General features: G+C 71.2%; 14 protein-coding genes. 7 read left to right on the top strand and 7 right to left on the bottom strand.

Annotation, left to right across the window (positions count from 1 at the left end):
• Positions 1-49: 49 nt before the first annotated feature.
• Together J4H86_RS03080 and J4H86_RS03075 are read right to left on the bottom strand one after the other, a co-directional pair.
• On the bottom strand, positions 50-1,078 hold the full coding sequence (locus J4H86_RS03080) for an RNA ligase family protein (RefSeq protein WP_236541855.1): 1,029 nt from the start codon (positions 1,076-1,078) through the stop codon (positions 50-52).
• Between the two features lie 86 nt (positions 1,079-1,164).
• Positions 1,165-2,199 (bottom strand): PucR family transcriptional regulator, encoded by a 1,035-nt coding sequence (locus J4H86_RS03075; protein WP_236541854.1) that lies wholly within the window; start codon positions 2,197-2,199, stop codon positions 1,165-1,167.
• Between the two features lie 96 nt (positions 2,200-2,295).
• On the opposite strand from J4H86_RS03075, the gene J4H86_RS03070 reads away from it, so the two are divergent.
• The 3 genes from J4H86_RS03070 to J4H86_RS03060 are packed head-to-tail and all read left to right on the top strand — an operon-like array spanning position 2,296 to position 6,771.
• Entirely contained in the window at positions 2,296-3,192 is an 897-nt protein-coding gene (locus J4H86_RS03070) for an alpha/beta hydrolase (protein WP_236541852.1), read from the top strand.
• Positions 3,176-5,059: an ABC transporter ATP-binding protein gene (locus J4H86_RS03065; protein WP_236541851.1), complete on the top strand. Its 1,884-nt coding sequence runs from the start codon at positions 3,176-3,178 to the stop codon at positions 5,057-5,059. The genes J4H86_RS03070 and J4H86_RS03065 overlap by 17 nt, the downstream gene beginning before the upstream one ends.
• Entirely contained in the window at positions 5,056-6,771 is a 1,716-nt protein-coding gene (locus tag J4H86_RS03060) for an ABC transporter ATP-binding protein (protein WP_236541849.1), read from the top strand. The genes J4H86_RS03065 and J4H86_RS03060 overlap by 4 nt, the downstream gene beginning before the upstream one ends.
• A gap of 48 nt (positions 6,772-6,819) precedes the next feature.
• On the opposite strand, the gene J4H86_RS03055 is transcribed toward J4H86_RS03060, so the two are convergent.
• Complete coding sequence (locus tag J4H86_RS03055) at positions 6,820-7,665, bottom strand: TetR/AcrR family transcriptional regulator (protein ID WP_236541847.1); 846 nt, start codon at positions 7,663-7,665, stop codon at positions 6,820-6,822.
• A gap of 51 nt (positions 7,666-7,716) precedes the next feature.
• Between J4H86_RS03055 and J4H86_RS03050 the strand changes: the two genes are divergently transcribed.
• From J4H86_RS03050 to J4H86_RS03035, 4 genes are all read left to right on the top strand, one after another.
• Positions 7,717-9,435 carry a right-handed parallel beta-helix repeat-containing protein gene (locus J4H86_RS03050; protein ID WP_236541845.1) on the top strand — a complete coding sequence of 573 codons (1,719 nt, stop codon included), beginning with the start codon at positions 7,717-7,719 and terminating at the stop codon, positions 9,433-9,435.
• A gap of 196 nt (positions 9,436-9,631) precedes the next feature.
• A complete protein-coding gene (locus tag J4H86_RS03045; RefSeq protein ID WP_236541843.1) occupies positions 9,632-10,021 on the top strand; it encodes a DUF3817 domain-containing protein in 390 nt (129 codons plus the stop codon).
• Between the two features lie 58 nt (positions 10,022-10,079).
• A complete protein-coding gene (locus J4H86_RS03040) occupies positions 10,080-10,967 on the top strand; it encodes a DUF2268 domain-containing protein (protein WP_236541841.1) in 888 nt (295 codons plus the stop codon).
• A 53-nt stretch (positions 10,968-11,020) separates the two neighbouring features.
• Positions 11,021-11,779, top strand: coding sequence for a MerR family transcriptional regulator (locus tag J4H86_RS03035; protein WP_236541839.1), 759 nt, complete (start codon positions 11,021-11,023; stop codon positions 11,777-11,779).
• Between the two features lie 26 nt (positions 11,780-11,805).
• Here J4H86_RS03035 and J4H86_RS03030 read toward each other — a convergent pair whose 3' ends face one another.
• The 4 genes from J4H86_RS03030 to J4H86_RS03015 all read right to left on the bottom strand — a co-directional run bounded on the left by J4H86_RS03030 (position 11,806) and on the right by J4H86_RS03015 (position 20,692).
• On the bottom strand, positions 11,806-13,035 hold the full coding sequence (locus J4H86_RS03030) for an MFS transporter (protein WP_236541837.1): 1,230 nt from the start codon (positions 13,033-13,035) through the stop codon (positions 11,806-11,808).
• 417 nt (positions 13,036-13,452) lie between these two features.
• Positions 13,453-14,058, bottom strand: a complete 606-nt coding sequence (locus J4H86_RS03025) for a short chain dehydrogenase (protein ID WP_236541836.1) — start codon at positions 14,056-14,058, stop codon at positions 13,453-13,455.
• Positions 14,055-14,942, bottom strand: a complete 888-nt coding sequence (locus J4H86_RS03020) for a helix-turn-helix transcriptional regulator (RefSeq protein WP_236541834.1) — start codon at positions 14,940-14,942, stop codon at positions 14,055-14,057. Before J4H86_RS03020 ends, J4H86_RS03025 begins: the two co-directional genes overlap by 4 nt.
• A gap of 272 nt (positions 14,943-15,214) precedes the next feature.
• The gene (locus J4H86_RS03015) at positions 15,215-20,692 is read right to left on the bottom strand and encodes an ATP-binding protein (protein WP_236541832.1); all 5,478 of its coding nucleotides are present in this window, start codon (positions 20,690-20,692) and stop codon (positions 15,215-15,217) included.
• Positions 20,693-20,859 lie beyond the last annotated feature (167 nt).

The raw sequence follows: 20,859 nt of genomic DNA, 5'->3' as shown, positions 1-20,859 counted from the left end.
CGAGACGGCCGAGCCTCCCGTGACCCCTGAGGGGACACGAGCCCGCTGGTCAGGTACTGACGGAGTCCCGCCGGTCGGCGGCGTCGAACCGCGCGAGCGCCAACGCCCCCGGACGCAGCGCCCGCTCCAGGCCACACGTCTGCGCGTCGTCCAGTCCGCCGATGTCCGCGCAGAGCTCGTCCACGGCGTCACGGGCGATCTCCTCGGCCACGTCCTCCACCGGTGTGCGTGGGCCCAACTTGCTTACGGCGGCTGCCGCGCGGGCCGGGACGAGGAGTGTCGAGGCGTGGGCGAGTAGCCACGCCGGGACTCCGGTCGTTCCCTCCGGCGGCGGCAGGTGGGGGCGTGCCCCGTCGAAACGGGCATCCTCGCTGAAGGACGGCTGTTTCACCTTCGCGAGTGGGCGAGGCCCGAACGCGGGATCGCTCTCCGGCCACGCGCCGGCGGGTTTGACCACGTAGCCCTCGGCGAGGTTGTCGGAGAGGGCCGGGAGCCCGAGGAGAGCGGGGACCTCGCTCGGGAACACTGGGGGAAGGTCGAGCAGCCGCCCCAGAGGGCCACGGGCGAGCTCTGGAACGCAGTCCAGTCCGGCCGACGTCGCGGCCTCGCGCAACGACCGATCGCCGATCCACCACCACTCCGTGGAAGTCCGGACGGCGGCGTCGAAGAGAACCCACCGCAGGTCCGGGGAGTAGAAGACGCCGGTCTGCACCGGCTGCTGCCCGCTCGCATTGGGCACGTCGGGGTGTGGGTAGGCGCCTCCGGTCAGCTCGCCGTAGATGGTGACCTCGACCGCCTCGTCCCACACCCGGCGCAGTTCCGCCGCGAACCGTGACGCGGCCACCGACAGCACGGGCCACACCGCACTGACGCCGAAGAATCCGTCCAGCGCGTCGTCGTCCAACAGTGCCCGCCGCTTCGCTGGCCGGGCGCCCACGTGGTCGCACACCACCGCGAAGTGTGCGCCGTGGACCTTCTCGGTCGCGACCCACGCACGCGTGTCACGGGCGTGTCCTTCGGCGCGATTCGCGACCTTGGGATAGGGCCGGAAGGCAGAGGGGGAAGGGGCGTCGTCCATCCGGGGATTCTCGTCGGCTCTCCGCCCGGCGGCAACGCGATTTTCCGACGCGCCGACCGCTGTGCGGGGCTGACGGCGGATGTGGGTCAGTCCTCCAGGAGGCGCCAGGTGGTGAGGGCGAGGCGGGCCCGGGTGAGGCCAGTGGGGTGGCTGAGATCGATGCCGAGCGACGCGCCGATCTGGTCCAGACGGCGGGCGATGCTGCTGTGGTGCAGGTGGAGGAGCTCGGCGGCGCGGCGTTGGGAACCGGTGGCGCAGTAGGCGTCCAGGGTGTCCAGATCCTCGGCGTTGTCGGTCAGCGCGGCGATCGCGGCGACGTCGACGTTGGCGCGGGCGACGTCCGGCGGGACCTGGGCGAGCAGCGCCAGCGCCCCGAGGTCGTCGTGGCGCAGGACCGGCTCGCGGGCGGTGGTGAATCGCAGGGCCGTGCGGGCTTCCCGCCAGGACTCGTCCGGGTTCGCGGCGGAGCCGACACCCGCGCGGACGTCCGGGGGAAGGCGGGTCACGTCCAGGGTGGTGGCCAGGACGACGCCCACGTCGGTCAGGGGCGCCGCCTTCACCAAGCGGTTGGGGGAGAGGAAGCCGCCGACCTGGTCGAGCGGTCGCCGGGAACGCACGGCGGCGACCCGGATCGGGGCGTCGAGGCCGAACCCCAGGAGGCGCAGCGCCCGCGCCCGCGCCGCCTCGTCGGTGTCAGCGCTGATCACGAGCTCGACCAGGGCCGGGTCGGCCATCGTGGTGCGCGCGGGACCGTACCGTTCCACGACGCCGGCGGCGGCGAGGGCGAGCCGGTCGAGCACCAGGTCGTCCAGGGAAAGGGGCGGGCCGGAGCGTTCCAGCCACACGGCACCGATCGGCTCGTCGTCCAGGACGATCGGCAGGGTGGTGGACGCCGCCCCCTCCGTTTCCGGGGCGTCGAGGCCGTTGGGCGCGGCGCGGATCACGTGGCCGGTGCCGTGTAGCCGTACCCCCGTCACGCACTCGGCGAGCGTCGCCGACGCCCGGGTGAGCGCCGCGAGGTCCACGCGTCGACGCATCAACGTGTCGAAGAACATCACGACACGGACCGCGCCGCCCGCTTCCGGGTCCAGGTGCGACAGGCGTTCAGCCAGAACCTCCATAGGTGGAGGATAGGCGACGATCGGTGCGTGAACCGGCCCGAACGCGCGCCACGTGGCGGATGACCGGCGACCACGTCGGTCGGGATGATGACTCCCATGGATCCCGAACTCGAAGCGTTCATCCCGTTGTTCCCCGCGGCCGACCTCAGCGACCCGGTGTCGGCGCGCAAGGACCTCGCCGCCCTGTCCTCCTCGGTCGGTGAGCCCGACACCTCCGGCATCCTCGTCGAGGACCGCACGGTGCCCGCCGACCCCGACGTGCCCATCCGCGTCTACGACCCGCACAAGTCACGCGGCGCCGTCATCTGGCTGCACGGTGGTGGCTGGGTCATGGGCGACGTCGACACCGAACACCCCTGGGCCGCCGCCATCGCCCGGCACGCCGGAGTCGTCGTGGTCTCCGTGGGCTACCGACTCGCCCCCGAGAACCCGTTCCCGGCGGCGCTGGACGACGCCTACGCCGCACTTCAGTGGGTGGCCGACCACGCCGAGGAGCTCGGCGTCGATCCCGACCGGATCGCCGTCGGCGGGCACAGCGCGGGAGGGGGAATCGCCGCGGGTCTGGCGCTGCGCGCTCGGGACGAGCGCGGGCCGCGGATCCGCTTCCAACTGTTGAACCAGCCGGGCCTCGACGACCGGCAGGACACCTGGTCCGCGCGGAACTTCACCGACACGCCATGGATGACCCGCGACAAGTGCACCGCCGCGTGGCGGCACTACCTCGGTGGCGCGCCCGCGACGCCCTACGCGGCGCCCGCGCGGGCGACCGACCTGTCCGGCCTACCACCGGCCCACATCGCCAGCGCCGAACTCTGTCCCAACCGCGATGAGAACATCACCTACGCGCTGCGCCTGTTGCAGGCGGGTGTCTCCGTCGAGCTGCACCAGTGGCCGGGCACCTTCCATGGGTCACAGGCCATCCTTTCCGCCGACGTGTCCCAGCGTCAGATCGCCGAACTCGCCGGAGCGTTGCGCCGTGCCCTCGCCGACTGACGCCCCCGACCCGGCGGTGGCCACCCCGGACGGGAACACGATGACGACCCGCGAAACCCCCATGCCGGACGCCCGGCCAGCACCCCCGCCCCAGGAGGAGGCTCCTGGGGCAGTGGGGCTCCTGCGGCCCCACCTCACCGGCTTCGCCACCGTGGTGACCCTCCAGGTCATCGGCGCGGTCGCCGGGCTGGCGCCACTGTTGGCGGTGGTGGAACTGGGGCGCACCCTCCTGGCGCCCGGGTCGGTCGACGCCGACCGTGTCTGGCTCGTCGTGGCCGTCGGGGCGGGCGGTCTCCTCGTGCGCCTGGTGTTCACCGCCGCCGCGTCGGGGCTGGGACACCTCATCGACGGCCGGGTGCAACTGTCGTTCCGCCGCGCGCTGGCGGCCCGCCTGGGCCGGGTGCCGATCGGCTGGCTCTCGCGCCGCCGAACCGGTGAACTGGCGAAGGTGGTGGGCGACGACGTCCAGGCCCTGCACCCGTTCGTCGCCCACTCACCCGGCGAACTCGTCTCGGCGTTCGTGGTGCCGCTGGTGTCGCTGATCTACCTGTTCACCGTCGACTGGCGCCTCACCCTGATCACCATGATCCCGGTGGTGCTCGCCGTGGCCCTGGTCCCGCTGATGGCGACCCCCGCCCGCCAGCGCGAGCAGGCGGCGTTCGACGAGGCCATGGCGCGGATCTCCAACGAGTCCGTGGAGTTCGTCCAGGGCATCGCCGTGGTGAAGGCGTTCGGGGGTGGGGAACGCTCCCACCACCGGTTCCGCGCGGCGACCGACGACTTCGCCGACGTGTTCTCCTCGATGGTGCGCGGCCTGTCGTGGATCGGCGCGGGCATGCAGACCGCTCTGTCGCCACCCTTCGTGCTCCTGGTCATCCTCGCCGGCGGCACCGTGCTCATCAGCCACGGCGGACTCGCCCCGGTCGACCTCCTGCCCTTCCTGCTCCTGGGGTTGGGTCTCACCGCTCCCGTCGCGGCGCTCAGCCACGGCCTCGACGAGACCCAGGCCGCTGGGCGCGCCGTCGGCCGCATCCGCGAGGTGCTCGCCACCCCGCCGCTGCCCGAAGCAGCACACCCCACGACGCCACGGGACCACCGCGTGGAGGTGCGCGACGTCCGCTTCGGCTACGACCCCGAGCACCCGGTCCTGCGCGGCGTGGACCTGACGCTGGAGCCCGGGACGATGACCGCGCTCGTCGGCCCCTCGGGGAGCGGGAAGTCGACGCTGGCCCAGCTCCTGCCCCGCTTCTTCGACCCCGACCACGGGTCGGTCACCCTGGGTGGTGTCGACCTGCGCGAGATCGCCAGCCCGGACCTCCACCGCCGCGTCTCCTTCGTCTTCCAGGACACCGTGTTGGTGCGCGCGTCGGTCGCCGACAACATCGCCCTGGCCGTCCCCCACGCCGACCGGGACGCGGTGGAGCGTGCGGCGCGGCTCGCCAACATCCACGACCGGATCCTCGCCCTGCCCCACGGCTACGACACGGTCCTGCCCGACGACGCGACGCTGTCCGGCGGTGAGACACAGCGCGTCGCGATCGCCCGCGCCCTGCTGGCCGACACACCGATCCTCGTGCTGGACGAGGCCACCGCCTTCGCCGATCCCCACACCGAACAGGCCGTCCGCCACACCTTCGCGTCACTGCGCGGCCACCGCACGATGCTCGTCATCGCGCACCGCCTGGACACCATCGCTGACGCCGACACCGTCGTCGTGCTGGAGGAGGGAGCCATCGTGGAACGCGGCTCACCCACCGACCTGCGTCGCCGCGACGGGACCTTCGCCGCGTTCTGGCGCACCCAGGAGTCCGCGCTCGCCGCCGCGCCCGACGTCGTCGACACACCACGAGGAGACGAGTCCCCATGATCCCCCTGCTGTTGCGCGTCCTGGGGCGGGACTACGCCCGGCCGGTGCGCCGAACCGTCGCCCTGATGACCCTCACCGCGGTCGTCGAAGGCGCGTCCTACGCGCTGCTGGTTCCCGTGCTGCGCGCGCTGTTGGGCGACACCCCCAGCGACGCCGGACCCTGGCTGGCCGCGTTCGCCGTCATGGTCACGCTGTACGCAGCCCTGCGCTACCTCAGCGACTTCTCCGGATTCCGCGTCGGAACCACGCTGCTGCGCGGCGTGTACCACCGGCTCGGGGACCATCTGGCCCGGCTTCCGATCGGCTGGTACGGCGCCGGCCGAGTCGGCGAGGTGTCGACCATGGCCAGCCAGGGCGTCCTGCAAGCGATGAGCGTGATCGCTCACCTCCTCGTCCCTGCCATCACCGCCTGGGTGACACCGTTGACGATCGTCGTGGTGATGCTGGCCTACGACTGGCGGCTCGGTGTGGCGGCGCTGGTCGCGTCGCCCGTCGTCGTGGCGATCCAGGTGTGGACGGGGCGAACCACGGCCGCCGCCGACGCCGAACGCCACGCACGGGACAAGGAGACCACCGATCGTGTCGTGGAGTTCCTGCGTGCCCAGGCGGCGCTGCGGGCCGGCGGCCGCACCACCGAACGGTTCCGCCTGCTCGACGACGCGCTCCGCGACGCCGAACACGCCTCCCGCCGCCAGGTTCTGGGTACGGTGCGCGGCGCGGTGGGGCTCACGCTCACCGTGCAGGCGGTGTTCACCGCGCTGCTGGTCCTCGGCGCGTCCCTCGCGCTCGGCGGGAACATCGGCGCGGCGGAACTCCTGACGATCCTGGTCCTGGCGGCGCGCTGCGCCGACCCCCTGCTCTCGCTCACCGACATCGGCGCGCAGACGCGCGCGGCACGGGCGGAACTCGTCCGCCTAGACGCGCTGTTGGCCGTGCCCCCACTGCCCGAACCCCTCGACCCGGCGCGCCCGGACGGCCACGACGTGGAGTTCGACGGCGTCACCTTCGCCCACGGGGGCCGAACCGTGCTCGACTCGGTGTCGCTGACGGTTCCCCAGGGGCACCGCCTCGCGGTGGTCGGGCCGTCCGGGTCGGGGAAGAGCACCCTGCTGCAGGTGCTCGCGCGGTTCCACGACGTGGACGCGGGCGCGGTGCGGGTGGGCGGCGTTGACGTTCGCTCCCTCGCCACCGAGGACTTGGTGGGTCGGATCGCCATCGTGTTCCAGGACGTCTACTTGTTCGACGGCACGATCGAGGAGAACGTGCGCCTGGGCCGACCGGACGCGAGTGACGCCGAGGTGCGCGCCGCCGCCGCGGCGGCACGGCTCGACGAAGTGGTCGAGCGTCTGCCCGAGGGGTGGGACACGAACGTCGGCGAGGGCGGCGCGAAGCTGTCGGGAGGGGAGCGCCAACGCGTGTCGATCGCGCGAGCGATGGTGAAGGACGCGCCGATCGTGCTGCTGGACGAGGTGACCTCGGCGCTGGATCCCGTGAACGAGGCGGCGGTGCACGCGGGGATCGAGCGGTTGAGCGCCGGCCGCACCGTGGTCGTGGTGGCCCACCGGCTGCGCACCGTCCGGTCGGCCGACCAGATCCTGTTCCTGGACGGCGGCCGGGTCGCCGAGGTCGGCTCGCACGACGAACTCCTGTCCCGCGACGGTCGCTACGCCGAGCTCTGGACCTCCGCCCTGGCCTCCACCACCGCCGAGTGAGCGGCGGGCCGCGCACGAGCCGTGTTCTCGGCGCGGCCCCGCCCGTCCTCACTGCTCCCGATCGGAACGCCCCTGGCGGTAGGCCCGCTGTTGGCACGCGCGGGAGCAGTAGCGGCGACGGCGTCCGGAGTCCGGTTGGTCGATGGGTGTGCCACACACCCGACAGTTTTCATCACGCATTTCGTCACGGAGTTGTTCGTGGGTCTTGATGCGGGCCTCGAGGCCGTCGAGGAGTCGGGCGAGGCCGAAGGTGAAGGTGTCCACCGGATCGTCCCAGCCGCCGGCCTCCCACAGGGCGGTGATGGTGGGGTGGGCGTCGAGCTGGTCGAACAGTGAGCGGCGCGCGTCCCACCATTCCTCGTCGGTGCCCCCGCCGTCCCGCTCGGCCCGCGCCGCTTCCAGCAGCGCCGTGGCCTCGGCGTCCACGAAGCGGCTCACCACGTTGAGCGCCGCGATGACCTCGGCGGGGGGAAGGCTGGTGTCGGCCAGGATGGCCAGCATGCGCTCGTAGCGCGCGACGGTGTTGGGTCCCGGCAGGCGGCGCGTGCCGCGCGCCTCGGCCAGCCAGGGATGACGGCGGGTGAGCTCCCAGCCCTGGGTGAGGCACGTCTCGAGCCGGGAACGCCAGTCACCCTCGGTCGGGGGGTCGGGCAGGCGCGCCATCGCCCCGTCCAGCATCAGGTCGATGAGCTGGTCACGCCCTGGGACGTGGCGGTAGAGCGACATGGGGGTGAACCCCAGACGCTCGGCCACCTTCCGCATCGACATGCCCTCGAGGCCGTCCTCGTCGGCCACCTCGACCGCAGCGTGGACGATTCGTTCCAGGTCCAGTCCCCGGCGGGGCCGCCACAGCAGCTCGACGTCGAGATCCGGATCGTGGCGCTCGTCTTTCATGTTTATGATGTATACCAGTTTCGAATCGTTGATGAGAAGCAGGGGACAAGTATGCCGAACGAATTCCATGTCGCGCCGGGCGGGGACGACACCGGGCCGGGAAGTCATGACCAGCCGTTCGCCACCCCGGAGCGCGCCCAACGCGCGGCGCGGGACCCGACCCGACCCGCCGTCGTCACGCTGGCGCCCGGAACCTACCCGCTCACCGAACCCCTCGTCGTCACGGAGGCCGACTCTGGCCTCTCCTTCCGCGCGGAGGACGGGCCGGCGGTGCTCAGCGGGGGCCGGGAGGTCACCGGGTGGCGGGAGCTCGACGGGGTCTGGGAGGCGGAGGTCGGTGACCTGGACTGTCGCGAGCTCTACGTCGACGGCCGCCGGGCCGAACGCGCCACGATCGACGCCCTCCCCGGCGACGCGCGCCGCACGGAGCGGGGCTATGTCACCGACAGCGCGGCCCCGCTGTCGTGGCACGATCCGAGCTCGGTGGAGTTCGTCCACCGTGGCGTCTACCCGTGGACCGAGGCGCGGTCCCGGGTCGCCTCCGTCACGCGGGAGGGCGACACCACCACCATCACCATGGAGCAACCGGAGTTCGACCGGGCGAAGGAGCTCTACAACTTCGCCTGGGACGGATACCAGGGCTCTGGACTCGACCTGCCGACCCGGATCGAGAACGACCCCGCCTTCCTCACCGAACCCGGCACCTTCGCTCTGGACCGTTCCCACTCCGGCCAGCACCTCCTGCACTACCGCCCCCACCCGGGAGAGGACCCCCGACGCACCCGCGTCGTGGCGCCGTCCCTGGACACGCTGGTGCGAATCTCCGGCGCGAGCGCCATCACCCTCACTGGCCTCGTGCTCGCCGAGGCCACCTGGCCACGCCAGAGGTCGTTCCTGCACTACCACGGCACCGGCTACTACGACGGCGAGGGAGACATCGAGACCGCGGTGATCGAGGAGGACGTGGCCTGGGTGACCTACCCCTCCCGGGCCCGCGACGTCCCCGCGTGCGTCACCGTGGACGACAGCGAAGACGTCCGGTTCGAGGACTGCCACTTCACCCGCATCGGCGCCACCGCCCTGGGCGTCACCGGGGGCGCCGGACTCCTCGTCCGTGGCTGTGACTTCGACACCCTCTCCGCCTCCGCCATCAGGATCACGGGCGGGCGCGCCCCAGTGGTCGAGGACAACCGCGTCACCCGGATCGGGCGCGACTACCCGGGATCGCCCGCGCTGGGCGTCACCGGCACCACCGACGCCGTCATCGCCCACAACGACGTCGACGACGTCCCCCACTGCGGCATCGTCGCCGGACCGGCCCGCGGCACCCGCATCACCCACAACCACGTCACCCGCTCCATGGGGGTGCTCGCCGACGGCGGCGGGGTCTACCTCTCCGGCCCACAGGGAGACTCCTGGGACACCGGCGCCGTGATCGAGGGCAACGTCATCACCGACACCCGCACCCCCTACAACTTCGGGCTCTACACCGACTACGGCGCCGCCTGGGTGACCCTCCGGGACAACGTCGTCCTGCGCGCCGACAACACCGCCGTCCTCCACGTCAGCCCGCCCCTGGACCACGTCAGCTACCGAGGAAACCTCTGGGACGCCGACCCCGTGGGCAGCGACGCGGTCCCCGAGGGGGTCACCTTCGCGGACAACACCACCGTCGACGACGACCAGGAGCCCCCGCGCCGGTTCGCCGAGATCACGGCCGCCGCCGGGCCCCGACACCCCCGAGGACTCGCCGAGACCACACCGATCTGACAGACGTGACAGACCGGTATGGCTGAGGGACGACCGGGGGCGACGAGCCAACGTCGCCCCCGGCACTCCCGCTTTGGCGGGGCGGACGGAGGGGTGGGAAATCGGTGAATACCCTGGTCGTGGTGAACCCGTGTCCACCGACCGGACACGGCGCGCACCGCCCTCTCCCACCACCACTCGAAGGATTCCGCACCACATGTCCACTCCGCAGTCGCAGCCCCTCAGCCCCGTGGGACGGGCCTTCGCCGTCATCGCCTTCGTGGAGGCGGCGACCTGGGCGGGACTCCTGGCCGGGATGTTCCTCAAGAACGTCACCGAGACCACCGAACTCGGGGTCACGATCTTCGGATGGCTGCACGGCGCCGCGTTCATGCTGTATGTGGCGATCACCCTCATCGCCGCCCTGAAGCTGCGCTGGCCCCTCCTCGTCACCGGCCTCGCGCTCCTGGCGTCGATCCCACCGCTGGTGACAGTGCTCATCGAGATGTGGGTCCGCCGGCGCGGCCTCCTCGCCGACCGGGGATCCGCCGACCGGACGGCAGGCGACCCCGAGGTCGAAGCGGGGGCACCCAGCGGGCAGCGGTGAGTTGCCGCTGGTTTACCGTTTGACCTTGACGCCACGTCAATCCCTACAGTGTGGCGACATGACGATCAACGTTCTCGACACCCACACCGCGATGACGCGCGTCCTGAGCGCCCCGACCGCCGACCGTGCGGCCGAGCTGCGCACCATGCTCGAACCCATCGCCGGGATGTACCGCTACGCGCCCGGCGACGTCGACCTCGTGGCCGTGCACCACCAGACCTTCGGCTTCCCGATCGACCGGGACGAGGACCGCTGCCTGGAGGCCCTCGACCAGTTGGCGCAGGCGAAGGCCTGGGACCGGACCCAACACGCGATGGACCACGCCCTGGCCGTGCTGTCGGAGGCCAACCCCGCCCTCGACGCCCCCGACATCACGGTGCTCCTCGCGCTCGGCGACCCCGCGAACACCCACTTCATGGACACCGTTCGCGGCCTCGTCGGGTTCGGCGGGATCTCGGGGTACATTTACATCACCCTGTGGCCCCACGAGGTCAACCTGGACCGGATCGAACCCAACGCCGTGCACGAACTCCACCACAACCTCCGGTACAGTCCAGGCGGCGTGGTGTGGGACCCGTCGGTGGTCACCGTGGGGGAGCAGGTCGTGGGTGAAGGGTTGGCCGACGCGTTCGCCCGGCAGCTCTACGGGGACGCTCTGGGCTATACCCCGATCGGGGTGCCGCACCTGGAGGACGATGCGGTCCTCGCTCGGGTCATCGAGGGGCTGGGCGTGACCGGGATGGAGAACTTCACCGCCTGGGTCCACGGCGACGCGAGCGCCGAACGTCTCGGTGTCACCCCGGTGGGAGTGCCGACCGGGGCCGGCTACGCCGTCGGCAACCGGCTGGTCGACGCCTACCTCAAGCAGACCGGACAGTCTGCGGCCGAGGCCCTGCACGCCGACAGCGCGACAGTCATCGCCACCGCGCTCGAGGTCCTGCGATGAATCCACGGCCCCGGGTGAGGCGCTGACGGCGGGGCACCAGGAAGGAGCACCCGATGGAGTGGACGATCCAGGAGTTGGCGACCCGGGCGGGGATCACCACCCGCACCCTGCGCTACTACGACCGGATCGGGCTGCTCGCGCCCACGCGCGTGGGCGCCAACGGGTACCGCTTCTACGGTGCCCCCGCCGTCGCGCGGCTCCAGCGCGTCCTGGTGATGCGCCAGATGGGGATGCCGCTGGCCACCATCGCCGACGTGCTCGCCGAAGAGGTCGATGAGCGCGACGGCCTGCGGGCCCACATCTCCGCGCTCGAGGCCCAACGCGACCGGATCAACGAACAACTGCGCACCGTGCGCCACACTCTGGACTGTCTCCTCGCGGGAACCGAGCCCGGGATGGACGTGCTGCTCGAAGGGTTCAACGACCCCTACAAGGACGACGTCATCGCGCGGTGGGGCGAGGACGTGTACCGGGTGAGCAACGACTGGTGGCACGCCAAGACCCTCGCGGAACAGGTCGCGTGGAAACGCGAACGCGACGACCTCGTCGCCGACTGGGTCACGGTGTGGCGCTCGGGAGTGTCCCCAACGTCGGACGACGCCCAGGAGATGGCCGCCCGACACGTCGAGTGGCTGCGCGGCATCCCCGGAACCCCCACCGCCGAGGACGACCACGAACGCTGGGCACAGATGCTGCGCGGCCTGGGCGACACCTACGTCGACGACCCACGGTTCGGGGCCACCTACCACAGCCGCGAGGGGGCGGTCTTCGTCCGCGACGCGCTCTACGCGCACACCCGCCCCCACCCCTGACGCCCTCCGCGACGCCCGCCGGGACGTCAGCCCCGTCGGGGACGCAGCGCGACGGTGGCGACCCCTGCCCCCACGCACAGCGCGACCACGTAGCCGACCACAGCGGTCCAGCCACTGTGCTCGTAGAACAGGCCGCCGACCCACCCCAGGACGCTGGACCCGGTGTAGTAGGCGAGGGTGTACAGGCCGGCGGCCTGCGCACGCGACCCCGGCGCGGCCCGGTGCCCCACCCAGGCCGAGGCCGTGGTGTGCACGGCGAAGAAGAAGAACGTGAGCACCAGCAGCCCCACCGCGATCGCGGCGAACGCGGGCATGACGAGCAGCAGCACCCCACAGAGCATGAACGCCAGCGACCCGACGAGCACCCGATGGCGCCCCAGACGTTCGATCGCCCGCCCCACCACGGCGGAGCTCACCGTCCCCGCGAGGTAGGCGACGAACAGGAACGCCACGAGGGTGGGGGAGAGGAGGAACGGCGGCGCCATCATGTGGAAGCCGAGGTAGTTGTAGATCGTCACGAACGCGCCCATCAGGAGCAACCCCTGCAGATAGAGCGCGATCATCCCGGGGTCGCGGAACGCGCCGACCAACCGGGTCAGGGTGGAGGGCCCCTCGCGTCCCGCCGATCGGTCGGTGCGTCGGTTCTGCCGGGGGGTGAACCCCGCCGCCGGCGGAACCGCCACCAGATAGACGATGAGCGCCACCAGAGCCAGCAGGGAGTCGGCCGCGATGCCCCACCGCCATCCGCCCACGTCGGAGACCGCTCCCGCGACCAACCGGCCGCTCATACCACCCACCGTGTTGCCCGCGATGTAGAGGCCGGCGACACGTGCCAGGTGGGCCGGGTGGATCTCCTCGGCGAGATAGGCCATGGCGACGGCGGGCACTCCGCCCAGGGCCGCGCCCTGCAACGCGCGGATCACCATGAGCGTGGTGATGTCCGGCGCGATCGGCGCCACCAGGCCGAGCACGGTGGAGACGACGAGCGCGGTCGTCATCACGGGAACCCGACCGAACCGGTCCGCGGCCCCGCTCCACACCAGCACGAACATCGCGAGCCCACCGGTGGCGAAGGACACCGTCAGCGCCACCGTGGAGGCTGAAGCGTCGAACCCCTCCGCCAGCCCGGGCAGCACCGCCTGCACCGCGTACAACTGCGCGAAGGTCGCGATCCCCGCCGCCGTCATCGCCGTGACGACCCGGCGATATCCGCGACCGCCCGCCTCGTGCCCCCCGGGGCCCAGCTCCGATGTCACCGGCTCCTCATCCGCTCCCACGCCCCGCGCCGAAGCCCCCCAGCTCCCGACGCGATCCGCCCTCCCGCATCCTGAGCGACCGTCTCACACCACGCCCCACAAGGCCCGCACCGGGTCCCCGACGTGCGCGAAGTCCGGCTCTGCGGGAGGCGCGGTTGTTGGCGGTACGAATGAGGGAGTCTCGACCGGGCTGTGCTGCGCGGGTAGGTGTGGAAGGCACCGCTGTCAGGGGGCACAGTATTGGCACGCGTTACCGGCCCGCTGGGGAGAGAACGTCCCTTCCCTCGGTCCGGCAACGACGCGTTCCGAGTCTGTGCGCTCGGACCTGTCCGGCTCGCTGGGCGAGCCAGGACGGCCCGCCCTCGTCCTACGATTCCATCTGTTTTGAAAGTCGCTCGACAGTGACCGGACGCCCGGCTACCCGTATGCCCGGATGACACGGCCGGTGCCGTCACCTTCGACACAACGCAGGTAGTGATCGACGAGCTCGTCCATCGACACCGGGCGCATGCCGGGGAAGTGTTCGGCGAAGGCGTCGACGGAGTCGCCGATCATCGTGGGGCTGACCACGTTGATTCGCATGCGCCGCGGCAGCTCGATCGCTGCCGACAGGGCGAAGCTGTGCAGGGCACCGCTGATGACGCCACCGCCGGTGACGTGGGGCCACGCGTGATCGGCGAAGATGCCCGAGGTCAGGGTGAACGAGGCCCCGTCGGCGCAGTGGTGCTGGCCGGTGAGAACCAGGTCTGCTTGGCCATAGAACTTGGCACGCATGTTCTCGTGCAGAGTGTCCACCGTCAACGTCGGGAAGTCATCGAGAGGACCGTGGGCAGCGATACTCACCACGCCCTCGACCTTCCCCGCCTCCCGGTACATGGCCTCGATCGTTGCGTGCGAGGTCAGGTCGACGTGGATGTCGCCCGACGTGCGTCCGGCGATGATGACGTCGTGGCCGCGGGATCGCATCGCTGGCACCAGTCGCTGTCCGATCGTTCCGGCCCCGCCGACGATCAAGAGCCTCATCGCGCGTTCTCCTTCTCCGATGGGGGCGCTGGGAACGAGTCTCGTTCGAGGCTCTGTCCCAGCAGAGTGAGCGCGTCGGCGTCAGATGTGCCGGGACGCGCATAGAACAGCCCGATCTGTTGGTCATCGTCGGACAGACTGACCGTCTCGTTGGCGAGGGTGACTCGTCCGACGACAGGGTGGTCGAGCTCTCGAAGGTAATACGAGCAGGTTCGAACCGGGCGTCGCGCCCAAATTCGCGCGAAGTCCGCGCTTTCGACGGCGAGGTGGCCGACGAGTTGTTCCAGTTTCGTGTCAGCCGGATACCTCGCAACCGCCTGATGCAGGGCTGCGACCGTGACCTGCGCCTTGGCGCGCCAGTCACGGTACAACGCGCGATGGTGGGGGTCGAGGAACAGCATGCGGGCGACGTTTGGCCGCGTGCGTGCGTCGGGTGCGTGGACGTCGAGGTGACTGGCCAGCAGAGCGTGACCCAGACGGTTCCACGCGAGGACGTCGGTACGGTGATCGATCACGATCGCCGGGGTGGTGGGGATCACGGCGAGTAGTTCACGTACGGAGGGCCTCAGCGTGCTCTTGTACACACGGGGGCGCCTCTGCCGTCGTGGTGTGGCGAGGGTCCGCAGGTGCTCATGCTCGGCCCGGTCGAGCTGCAACGCGGTGGCCAACGCGTCGATGACGGCGTCGGAAGCGCTGCCGCTCGCCCCCTGCTCGAGTCGCGTGTAGTAGCCGACACTGACTCCGGCGAGTTCGGCCAACTCCTCCCTGCGCAGTCCAGGGACTCGCCGGTGGGTGACGCCGGACTCGATGCCCGCCGCGCGTGGCGTCAGGCGCTCACGCCGGCTCCGCAGAAAGCCGCCGAGGTCGTTCGCTCCATCGTTCATCAACCCATCGTCGCGCCATCCCACCGCCGCCGCCTGCCCCCAGTAGGGATACCTTCGTGGCCTTCGGTCATTGACGCTGAGGCATCTCCGAAGATCGCTCGGGCGACAGGGTTGGGCGTGGAGGATCCGACAGGTGAACTGCCACGGGCTAGGCGTCACTGGTTCGGCGCTCCGGCGGAGGCAGTCATTGAACCCGAACCATTGGGGACTGGCTGGTCGACACCTGGTGGCGTTGGGTGCTCGGCCACTCCCATCCGAGCACCCACCACCGGCTACTTCGCCAGGCCCCGCCCGATGGCCTCGATGATGCGGGGGCGCAGCTCAGCCGTGCTCACGATGGCGTCCACGGAGCCGACCTCCACGGCGCGTTGGATGCTGTGCACCTGGTCGAATTCGGTGGCGACCTCGCCCAGTTTCTCCGCGCGGACCGTGGTGCGGACCTCGGCGAGCTGGGAGTTGAGCGTGGCGCGCTCCGCGCCGCTGGTCTCGGAGATCTGTTCCTGCAGCTTGGTGATGCGCGGGTCGGTGGCGGTACGGGTGTTCACCTCACCGGCGAACACCACGGCCGCCGCCGGGGCGCCGCCGAGGACCGAGGCGAAGGACCCCTCCAGGGCGAGGACCGTCATGTTGGGGTTGAGCGCCTTGGAGAACACCACGAACGCCCCACCGTGGTACCGCGAGATCACGCAGAACACGATCGGGCCCTCGAAGTTGACGATCGCACGGCCGATCTCCGCGCCGTACTCCAGTTGCAGCTTGCGCAGCGACTCCGGGGATCCGTCGAAGCCCGACAGGTTCGCCAGCACCACCACGGGCCGGTTGCCCGACGCCGCGTTGATGGCCCGGGCGGTCTTCTTCGACGAGCGCGGGAACAGCGTGCCGGCGGTGTAGGTGTCGGGGCCGTCGGTGGGCGGGAAGCCGCGCCGGGGGATCGCCCGCGACTCGATACCGATCAGGCAGACCGGCTGGCCGCCGATGTGCACGTCCTGCACGGCGGAGGTCTCCGCGTCGGCCATTCCCGCCCAGCGTTCCAGCACTGGGTGGTCCTGGTCGGACAGCGCCCGCATCACCGTGCGGATGTCGAAGGGCTTCTTGCGGTCCGGGTTGTGCTCGGCGGAGAAGATCTCCCCGACGTTCGCGAAGTCACTGCCGTCCACGGCGTGCGGGAAGGAGGAGATGTCGCGGTCGGCCGGGTCGGAGGTGACGGCGGGGCGTGGCGCCGACTCCTGCGGAGCGACGTAGGTGTGCTCGTAGTGCGCCATCAGGACGTCGCGGGCGGCGGGCAGGTCGGGCGCCCAGTACTGGGCCTGGCCGTTGGGGCCCATGACCCGGTCGTAGCCGCCGATCCCGAAGTTGTCCTCGGCGGACACCCCTCCGGAGAAGTCGAGTGACTGCTTGCCGGTGAGCACCATCGCCGAGTCGGGCGTCATCACCAGGATGCCCTTGGTGTGCATGAGCATGGTGGCTTCGGCGTTCCAGTAGGGCTGGGCGCCGACGGTGATGCCGGCGACGACGATGTTGATCTCGCCGCCGTCCTGGGTGAAGTGCACGATGCGCTTCAGCGCGGCGGCGACCCAGTCCATGTTCTCGGTTCCGGAGTCCATGGAGATGCGGGCGCCCGCCGACAACGCGAACCACTCCACGGGCACCCGCATGCGTTCGGCGAGGTCCAGGGCGGCGATCACTCGGGAGCACTCGGGTTCCGAGAGCGCGCCCAGGGCCTTCGTCGGGTCGCCGAGCAGGACGACGCGGGTGACGCCCTCGGGGTGCCGCTCGGTGGGGGTCGTGGCCACCCCGGCCACGATGGCCGCGGAGTTGCCCCCCTTGGGCCGGTCCACGGGCGAGAGTCGGCCCTGGTCGTCAAGGTCGTACTCGGTGAACTGGCCACCGGTGCCCGCGAGCAGGTCGGTCAGCTCGTAGGGGTAGACGTTGCCGCGACGCGCGGCGCGCAGCACCTTCTGCCGGTAGTCGTCCAACGGTCGCACCGGCTCCGTGGACGGCTTGCCGACGTCGAGCTGGGCGCCGTGGCTGGCGTCCAGGGTGATGCGCACGGCGGCCTCGGTCAGCTCTCCCGAGGCGTTGCGCTGGCGGGCGATGAACTGGACCTCCTCCAGCCCGGCGCCGGCGGTGGTCGGCAGGATGCGCTGCACCAGGGCGTTGAGCTCCTCGGTGGACAGCTCGGTCGACGGCCAGACGTACATCATGATCCGGTTGGTGTCGAACCGCTTGCGTTCGGGACGCTGCGCCTGGATGTTGCGGATCGCGTCCAGGCAGCCGGCGATCGTGTCCTCCACGGCGGGCAGCGCGACGAGTCGACCGTCGGCGTCGCGCAGCGGGGTCAGGTCGCGGACCTGACCCAACGCGATCAGGCGTTCGTCGGCCGGGTTGCTGCGCGCCGCGGCCTTGAACAGGTAGACCTCCTCGTCGGCGGAGGGCAGCCGCGTGAGGTCGAACTCCCGCAGCCGGTGTAGTTGCAGGCGGCGCGCGATCTGTGGGTGCAGTCCCCGGATCAGCCGGTCCTCGCGGAACTCGCCGTCGGCGGGGCGGAACGTGAAGTGGTGGTGCATGACGGCGCCGCTGGTGCCGGCCACGGTGGCGGTGATCCGCCGCATGCCGGTGAGCCGCGGGTTCGCGGCGAGAAGCCCCGCCAGGTGGTCGGCGATCGCCTCGGCGTCGGGCTGGTCCTCCCACGTGACGTAGAGGTCGGCGACGACCGCGTGCTCGGTGTCCTCGGTGGTGAAGGTGTCCAGGGCGCCGACGGCGGCGGGCAGGGCGTCGATGTCGACGGCGGTGGTCACCACGCGCGTCGCCCCGTTGGAGTCGGTGTGCTCGGCGGTGACGAACGGGCAGTTCGCCACCTCGCGCACCGTGACGTTCGAGAGGCCACGGTTGCCGTAGTAGCGGCGGGTCAGGACCTCCAGTAGGGGAGCGTGGTCACGTCCGGGACGCCCGATGCGCTGACCGATCAGGCGGACGAGCGGCTCGGAGCTGCCCACCATCGCCTGGATCCGTTCGGCGCGGTCGGGCGCGTCCGGGGCGCGGTCGAGGTACCGCAGGTCGTCACGTACGGCGGCGTAGACCTTGGCGCGGTTGCGGCGCAGCAGTGGCTGGGTGAACCAGCGGAACACCACCCCACGCGCGAGGTCGGACACGGCCGGGAACCGCACCTGGGTGGCCTCGATGACGTGCTCCAGGGCGAGGCCGGCGCGTTCGCTGAGGGACTCCAGTGGCGGTGCGTCCGCCAGCCACTGGCGCAGCAGCTCCGAGACGACGGTGACCCCGACACCCATCTGCTGTTGGGCGAGGAACACGCGGAACACGGCGGACTCCAGCTCAGGCGTCCGGTCCAGGGAGTCGATGCCGTAGTGGGAGAGCAGGGTCGACAGTTTGGCCTGGAAGGCGTCGGTGACCCCGGCGCGTTCCACGTCGAGGCTCTGCAGGTAGCTGTGGAAGAACTCCCGTGGGCTGTGCGCGGAGCCGTGGGGTTGGGCGTCGGGCCGGCCGCTGGGCTTGTTACGGCTGAGCTCGGCCAGATCCGCGAAGACGGTGAGTAGTGTCAGCTCGCCGTCCAGGGGCTGGGCCGCCAGCTCCTCCCGCGCCGCGAGGTAGTCCGCGAGGACGCGGGCGCGGTCGGTGGGGTCGGAGTCGAAGCCGAGGAGGAGATTGCGCAGGTCCTGCAGCCCTCGTTCGACGCGTCGCTCCGGCGAGGCGGGGGAGGGCTCGCTGGGCAGGTCGATCGCGACCTCGTCGCTCGCCCGCTCGGCCTCGTCCGCCTCGTCGCTCAGGGGCTCCAGCCGCATCAACGGCGCGCCGGTCTCGATCTGGCTGCCCACGGCGACCGGGCATTCCTTAACCCGGGCGCGGAACGGTGCGCGCAGCACCGTCTCCATCTTCATGCTCTCCAGCACGAGGATCGGCGCGTCCGCCTCGACCTCGTCGCCGACCTTCAACGGTGTGGCGACCACCAGCGCCGGGGCCGGCGAGCGGACCACGCCGCCCTCGTCACGGCTGACCCGGTGGGTGACCCCGTCGACCTCGACCAGGTGAATGGGGCCGTGCGTCGCCGAGACGACCCGAAAGCGGTGGCCGTTGACGGTGATCTGGCCGCTGTGGGCGTCGTAGCGTTCCACCTCGACGTCCGCCGGGTGGACCTCACCACCGCCGGACACACCGACCCGGAAGCGTTGGCTCCCCACCCGGGCCACACTCACCCGGTACCCCACGCCGCGCAGCTTCAGGTCCAGCGGACGACCGGCGTCGTGCTGCACCTGGGGCCGGCCGCCGTGCGCGGTGGACAACAGGCGCCGGCGGCTGACCTCCTCCTCGTCCTGGTAGGCCTCGATCGCCGCCGCGGCCAGGGCGACCGCGGAGTGGCGGTGGCTCACCAGACGTCCCTCGGCGCGCACCCGGTCGATCCAGCCGGTGTCGGCGCTGGCGTCGATCACCTCGGGCTGGTCGAGGAGGTCCAACACGAAGCTCTTGTTGGTCGCACCCCCCTCGATGATCACCGTGGTCTCGGCCATCGCGCGCCGTAGGCGTCCCAGAGCGTGCTCACGGTCCCGGCCGGAGGCGATGACCTTCGCGATCATCGAGTCGAAGTCGGCGGGGATCCGGTCCCCCTCGCGGACGCCCGTGTCGACCCGGATGCCGGGCCCCGAGGGGAGCGCCAGACGGACGATGCGGCCGGGAGCGGGCGCGAAGTCGCGGTCGGGGTCCTCTGCGTTGAGCCGGGCCTCGACCGCGTGGCCGACCTCGTCCGGTGGGGTGTCCTCCAGCGTGCCGCCACTAGCCACGTGCAGCTGCAGCCGGACGAGGTCGGTGCCGGTGGTGATCTCGGTGATCGGGTGCTCCACCTGGAGCCGGGTGTTCACCTCCAGAAAGGCGAAGAGCCGCTCGTCGGGGCGGTACAGGAACTCAACGGTGCAGGCACCGCGGTATCCCACGGCGACGGCGAGTCGTTCCGCCGAGGCCTTGAGGTCACGGGTCTGGTCCGGTTCGAGGACCGGGGAGGCGGACTCCTCGATGATCTTCTGGTTGCGTCGCTGGACAGAGCAGTCCCGAACGCCCAGCGCCCACGCGGTCTCTCCGTCGGAGATGACTTGGACCTCGACGTGGCGGGCCCCGGTGACCAGACGCTCCAGGAACACCACCCCGGACCCGAAGGCGCGCAACGCCTCCTGGCTGGTGCGCTCGTAGGCCTCAGCGAGGTGCTCGTGGGAGTTGACCACGCGGATCCCGCGACCGCCGCCGCCGGCGGTCGCCTTCAGCATCAGCGGGTAGCCGATCTCCTCGCCCGCGCGCAGCGCGTCCTCGAGCGTGGCGACCTCGCCCCGGCTCCACGGCGCGACCGGAACCCCGACCTCCTCGGCGATGAGCTTCGCCCCGATCTTGTCGCCGAGTTTGCGCATCGCGGTGGCGGACGGTCCGACGAACGTCACGCCGATCCGGTCGCACAGCTCGGCGAAGGCCGGGTCCTCGGCGACGAATCCCCACCCGACCCACGCCGCGTCGGCGCCGGTCTCGGTGAGGGCGCGCTCCAGGACCGCGAGGTCCAGGTAGGGGCGGGCGGACGCGGGGCCCAGGTCGTAGGTGACGTCGGCTTCCCGCACGAAGGTGGCGCTACGGTCGGCGTCGGTGTAGAGGGCGACCGTCTCGATCCGCGTCCCGGTTTCGGCCGAGAGATCCCGGACGGCGTGGATGAGCCGCATGGCGGCCTCTCCACGATTGACGATGGCGACACGACTGAACACCGACTGAGCCTCCCACGTAACCCGAGAACAGCAGGCGACGTCCGAGGGCTCGGAGCGTCGCCTGTACCTCCTACCAGCTTGCTGGAAAACCTGCGGGCGCACCACTGTTCGGCGCGGCATATGCCGGGGCCGCAACCTTGTCGGGAACCCACAAAGGCGGTACGGAA

This window comes from Spiractinospora alimapuensis, assembly GCF_018437505.1.
In the GTDB taxonomy this organism is placed as follows: Bacteria; Actinomycetota; Actinomycetes; order Streptosporangiales; family Streptosporangiaceae; genus Spiractinospora; species Spiractinospora alimapuensis.
The sequence above is the reverse complement of the archived record's forward strand: the minus strand, read 5'-3'. Positions and strand labels throughout refer to the sequence as shown.

Coding starts and splice junctions, on each gene's coding strand:
- J4H86_RS03070 (WP_236541852.1), top strand. CDS start 2,296: ATGGATCCCGAACTCGAAGCGTTCATCCCGTTGTTCCCCGCGGCCGAC.
- J4H86_RS03075 (WP_236541854.1), bottom strand. CDS start 2,199: ATGGAGGTTCTGGCTGAACGCCTGTCGCACCTGGACCCGGAAGCGGGC.
- J4H86_RS03040 (WP_236541841.1), top strand. CDS start 10,080: ATGACGATCAACGTTCTCGACACCCACACCGCGATGACGCGCGTCCTG.
- J4H86_RS03025 (WP_236541836.1), bottom strand. CDS start 14,058: ATGAGGCTCTTGATCGTCGGCGGGGCCGGAACGATCGGACAGCGACTG.
- J4H86_RS03045 (WP_236541843.1), top strand. CDS start 9,632: ATGTCCACTCCGCAGTCGCAGCCCCTCAGCCCCGTGGGACGGGCCTTC.
- J4H86_RS03055 (WP_236541847.1), bottom strand. CDS start 7,665: ATGAAAGACGAGCGCCACGATCCGGATCTCGACGTCGAGCTGCTGTGG.
- J4H86_RS03020 (WP_236541834.1), bottom strand. CDS start 14,942: ATGAACGATGGAGCGAACGACCTCGGCGGCTTTCTGCGGAGCCGGCGT.
- J4H86_RS03035 (WP_236541839.1), top strand. CDS start 11,021: ATGGAGTGGACGATCCAGGAGTTGGCGACCCGGGCGGGGATCACCACC.
- J4H86_RS03050 (WP_236541845.1), top strand. CDS start 7,717: ATGCCGAACGAATTCCATGTCGCGCCGGGCGGGGACGACACCGGGCCG.
- J4H86_RS03060 (WP_236541849.1), top strand. CDS start 5,056: ATGATCCCCCTGCTGTTGCGCGTCCTGGGGCGGGACTACGCCCGGCCG.
- J4H86_RS03080 (WP_236541855.1), bottom strand. CDS start 1,078: ATGGACGACGCCCCTTCCCCCTCTGCCTTCCGGCCCTATCCCAAGGTC.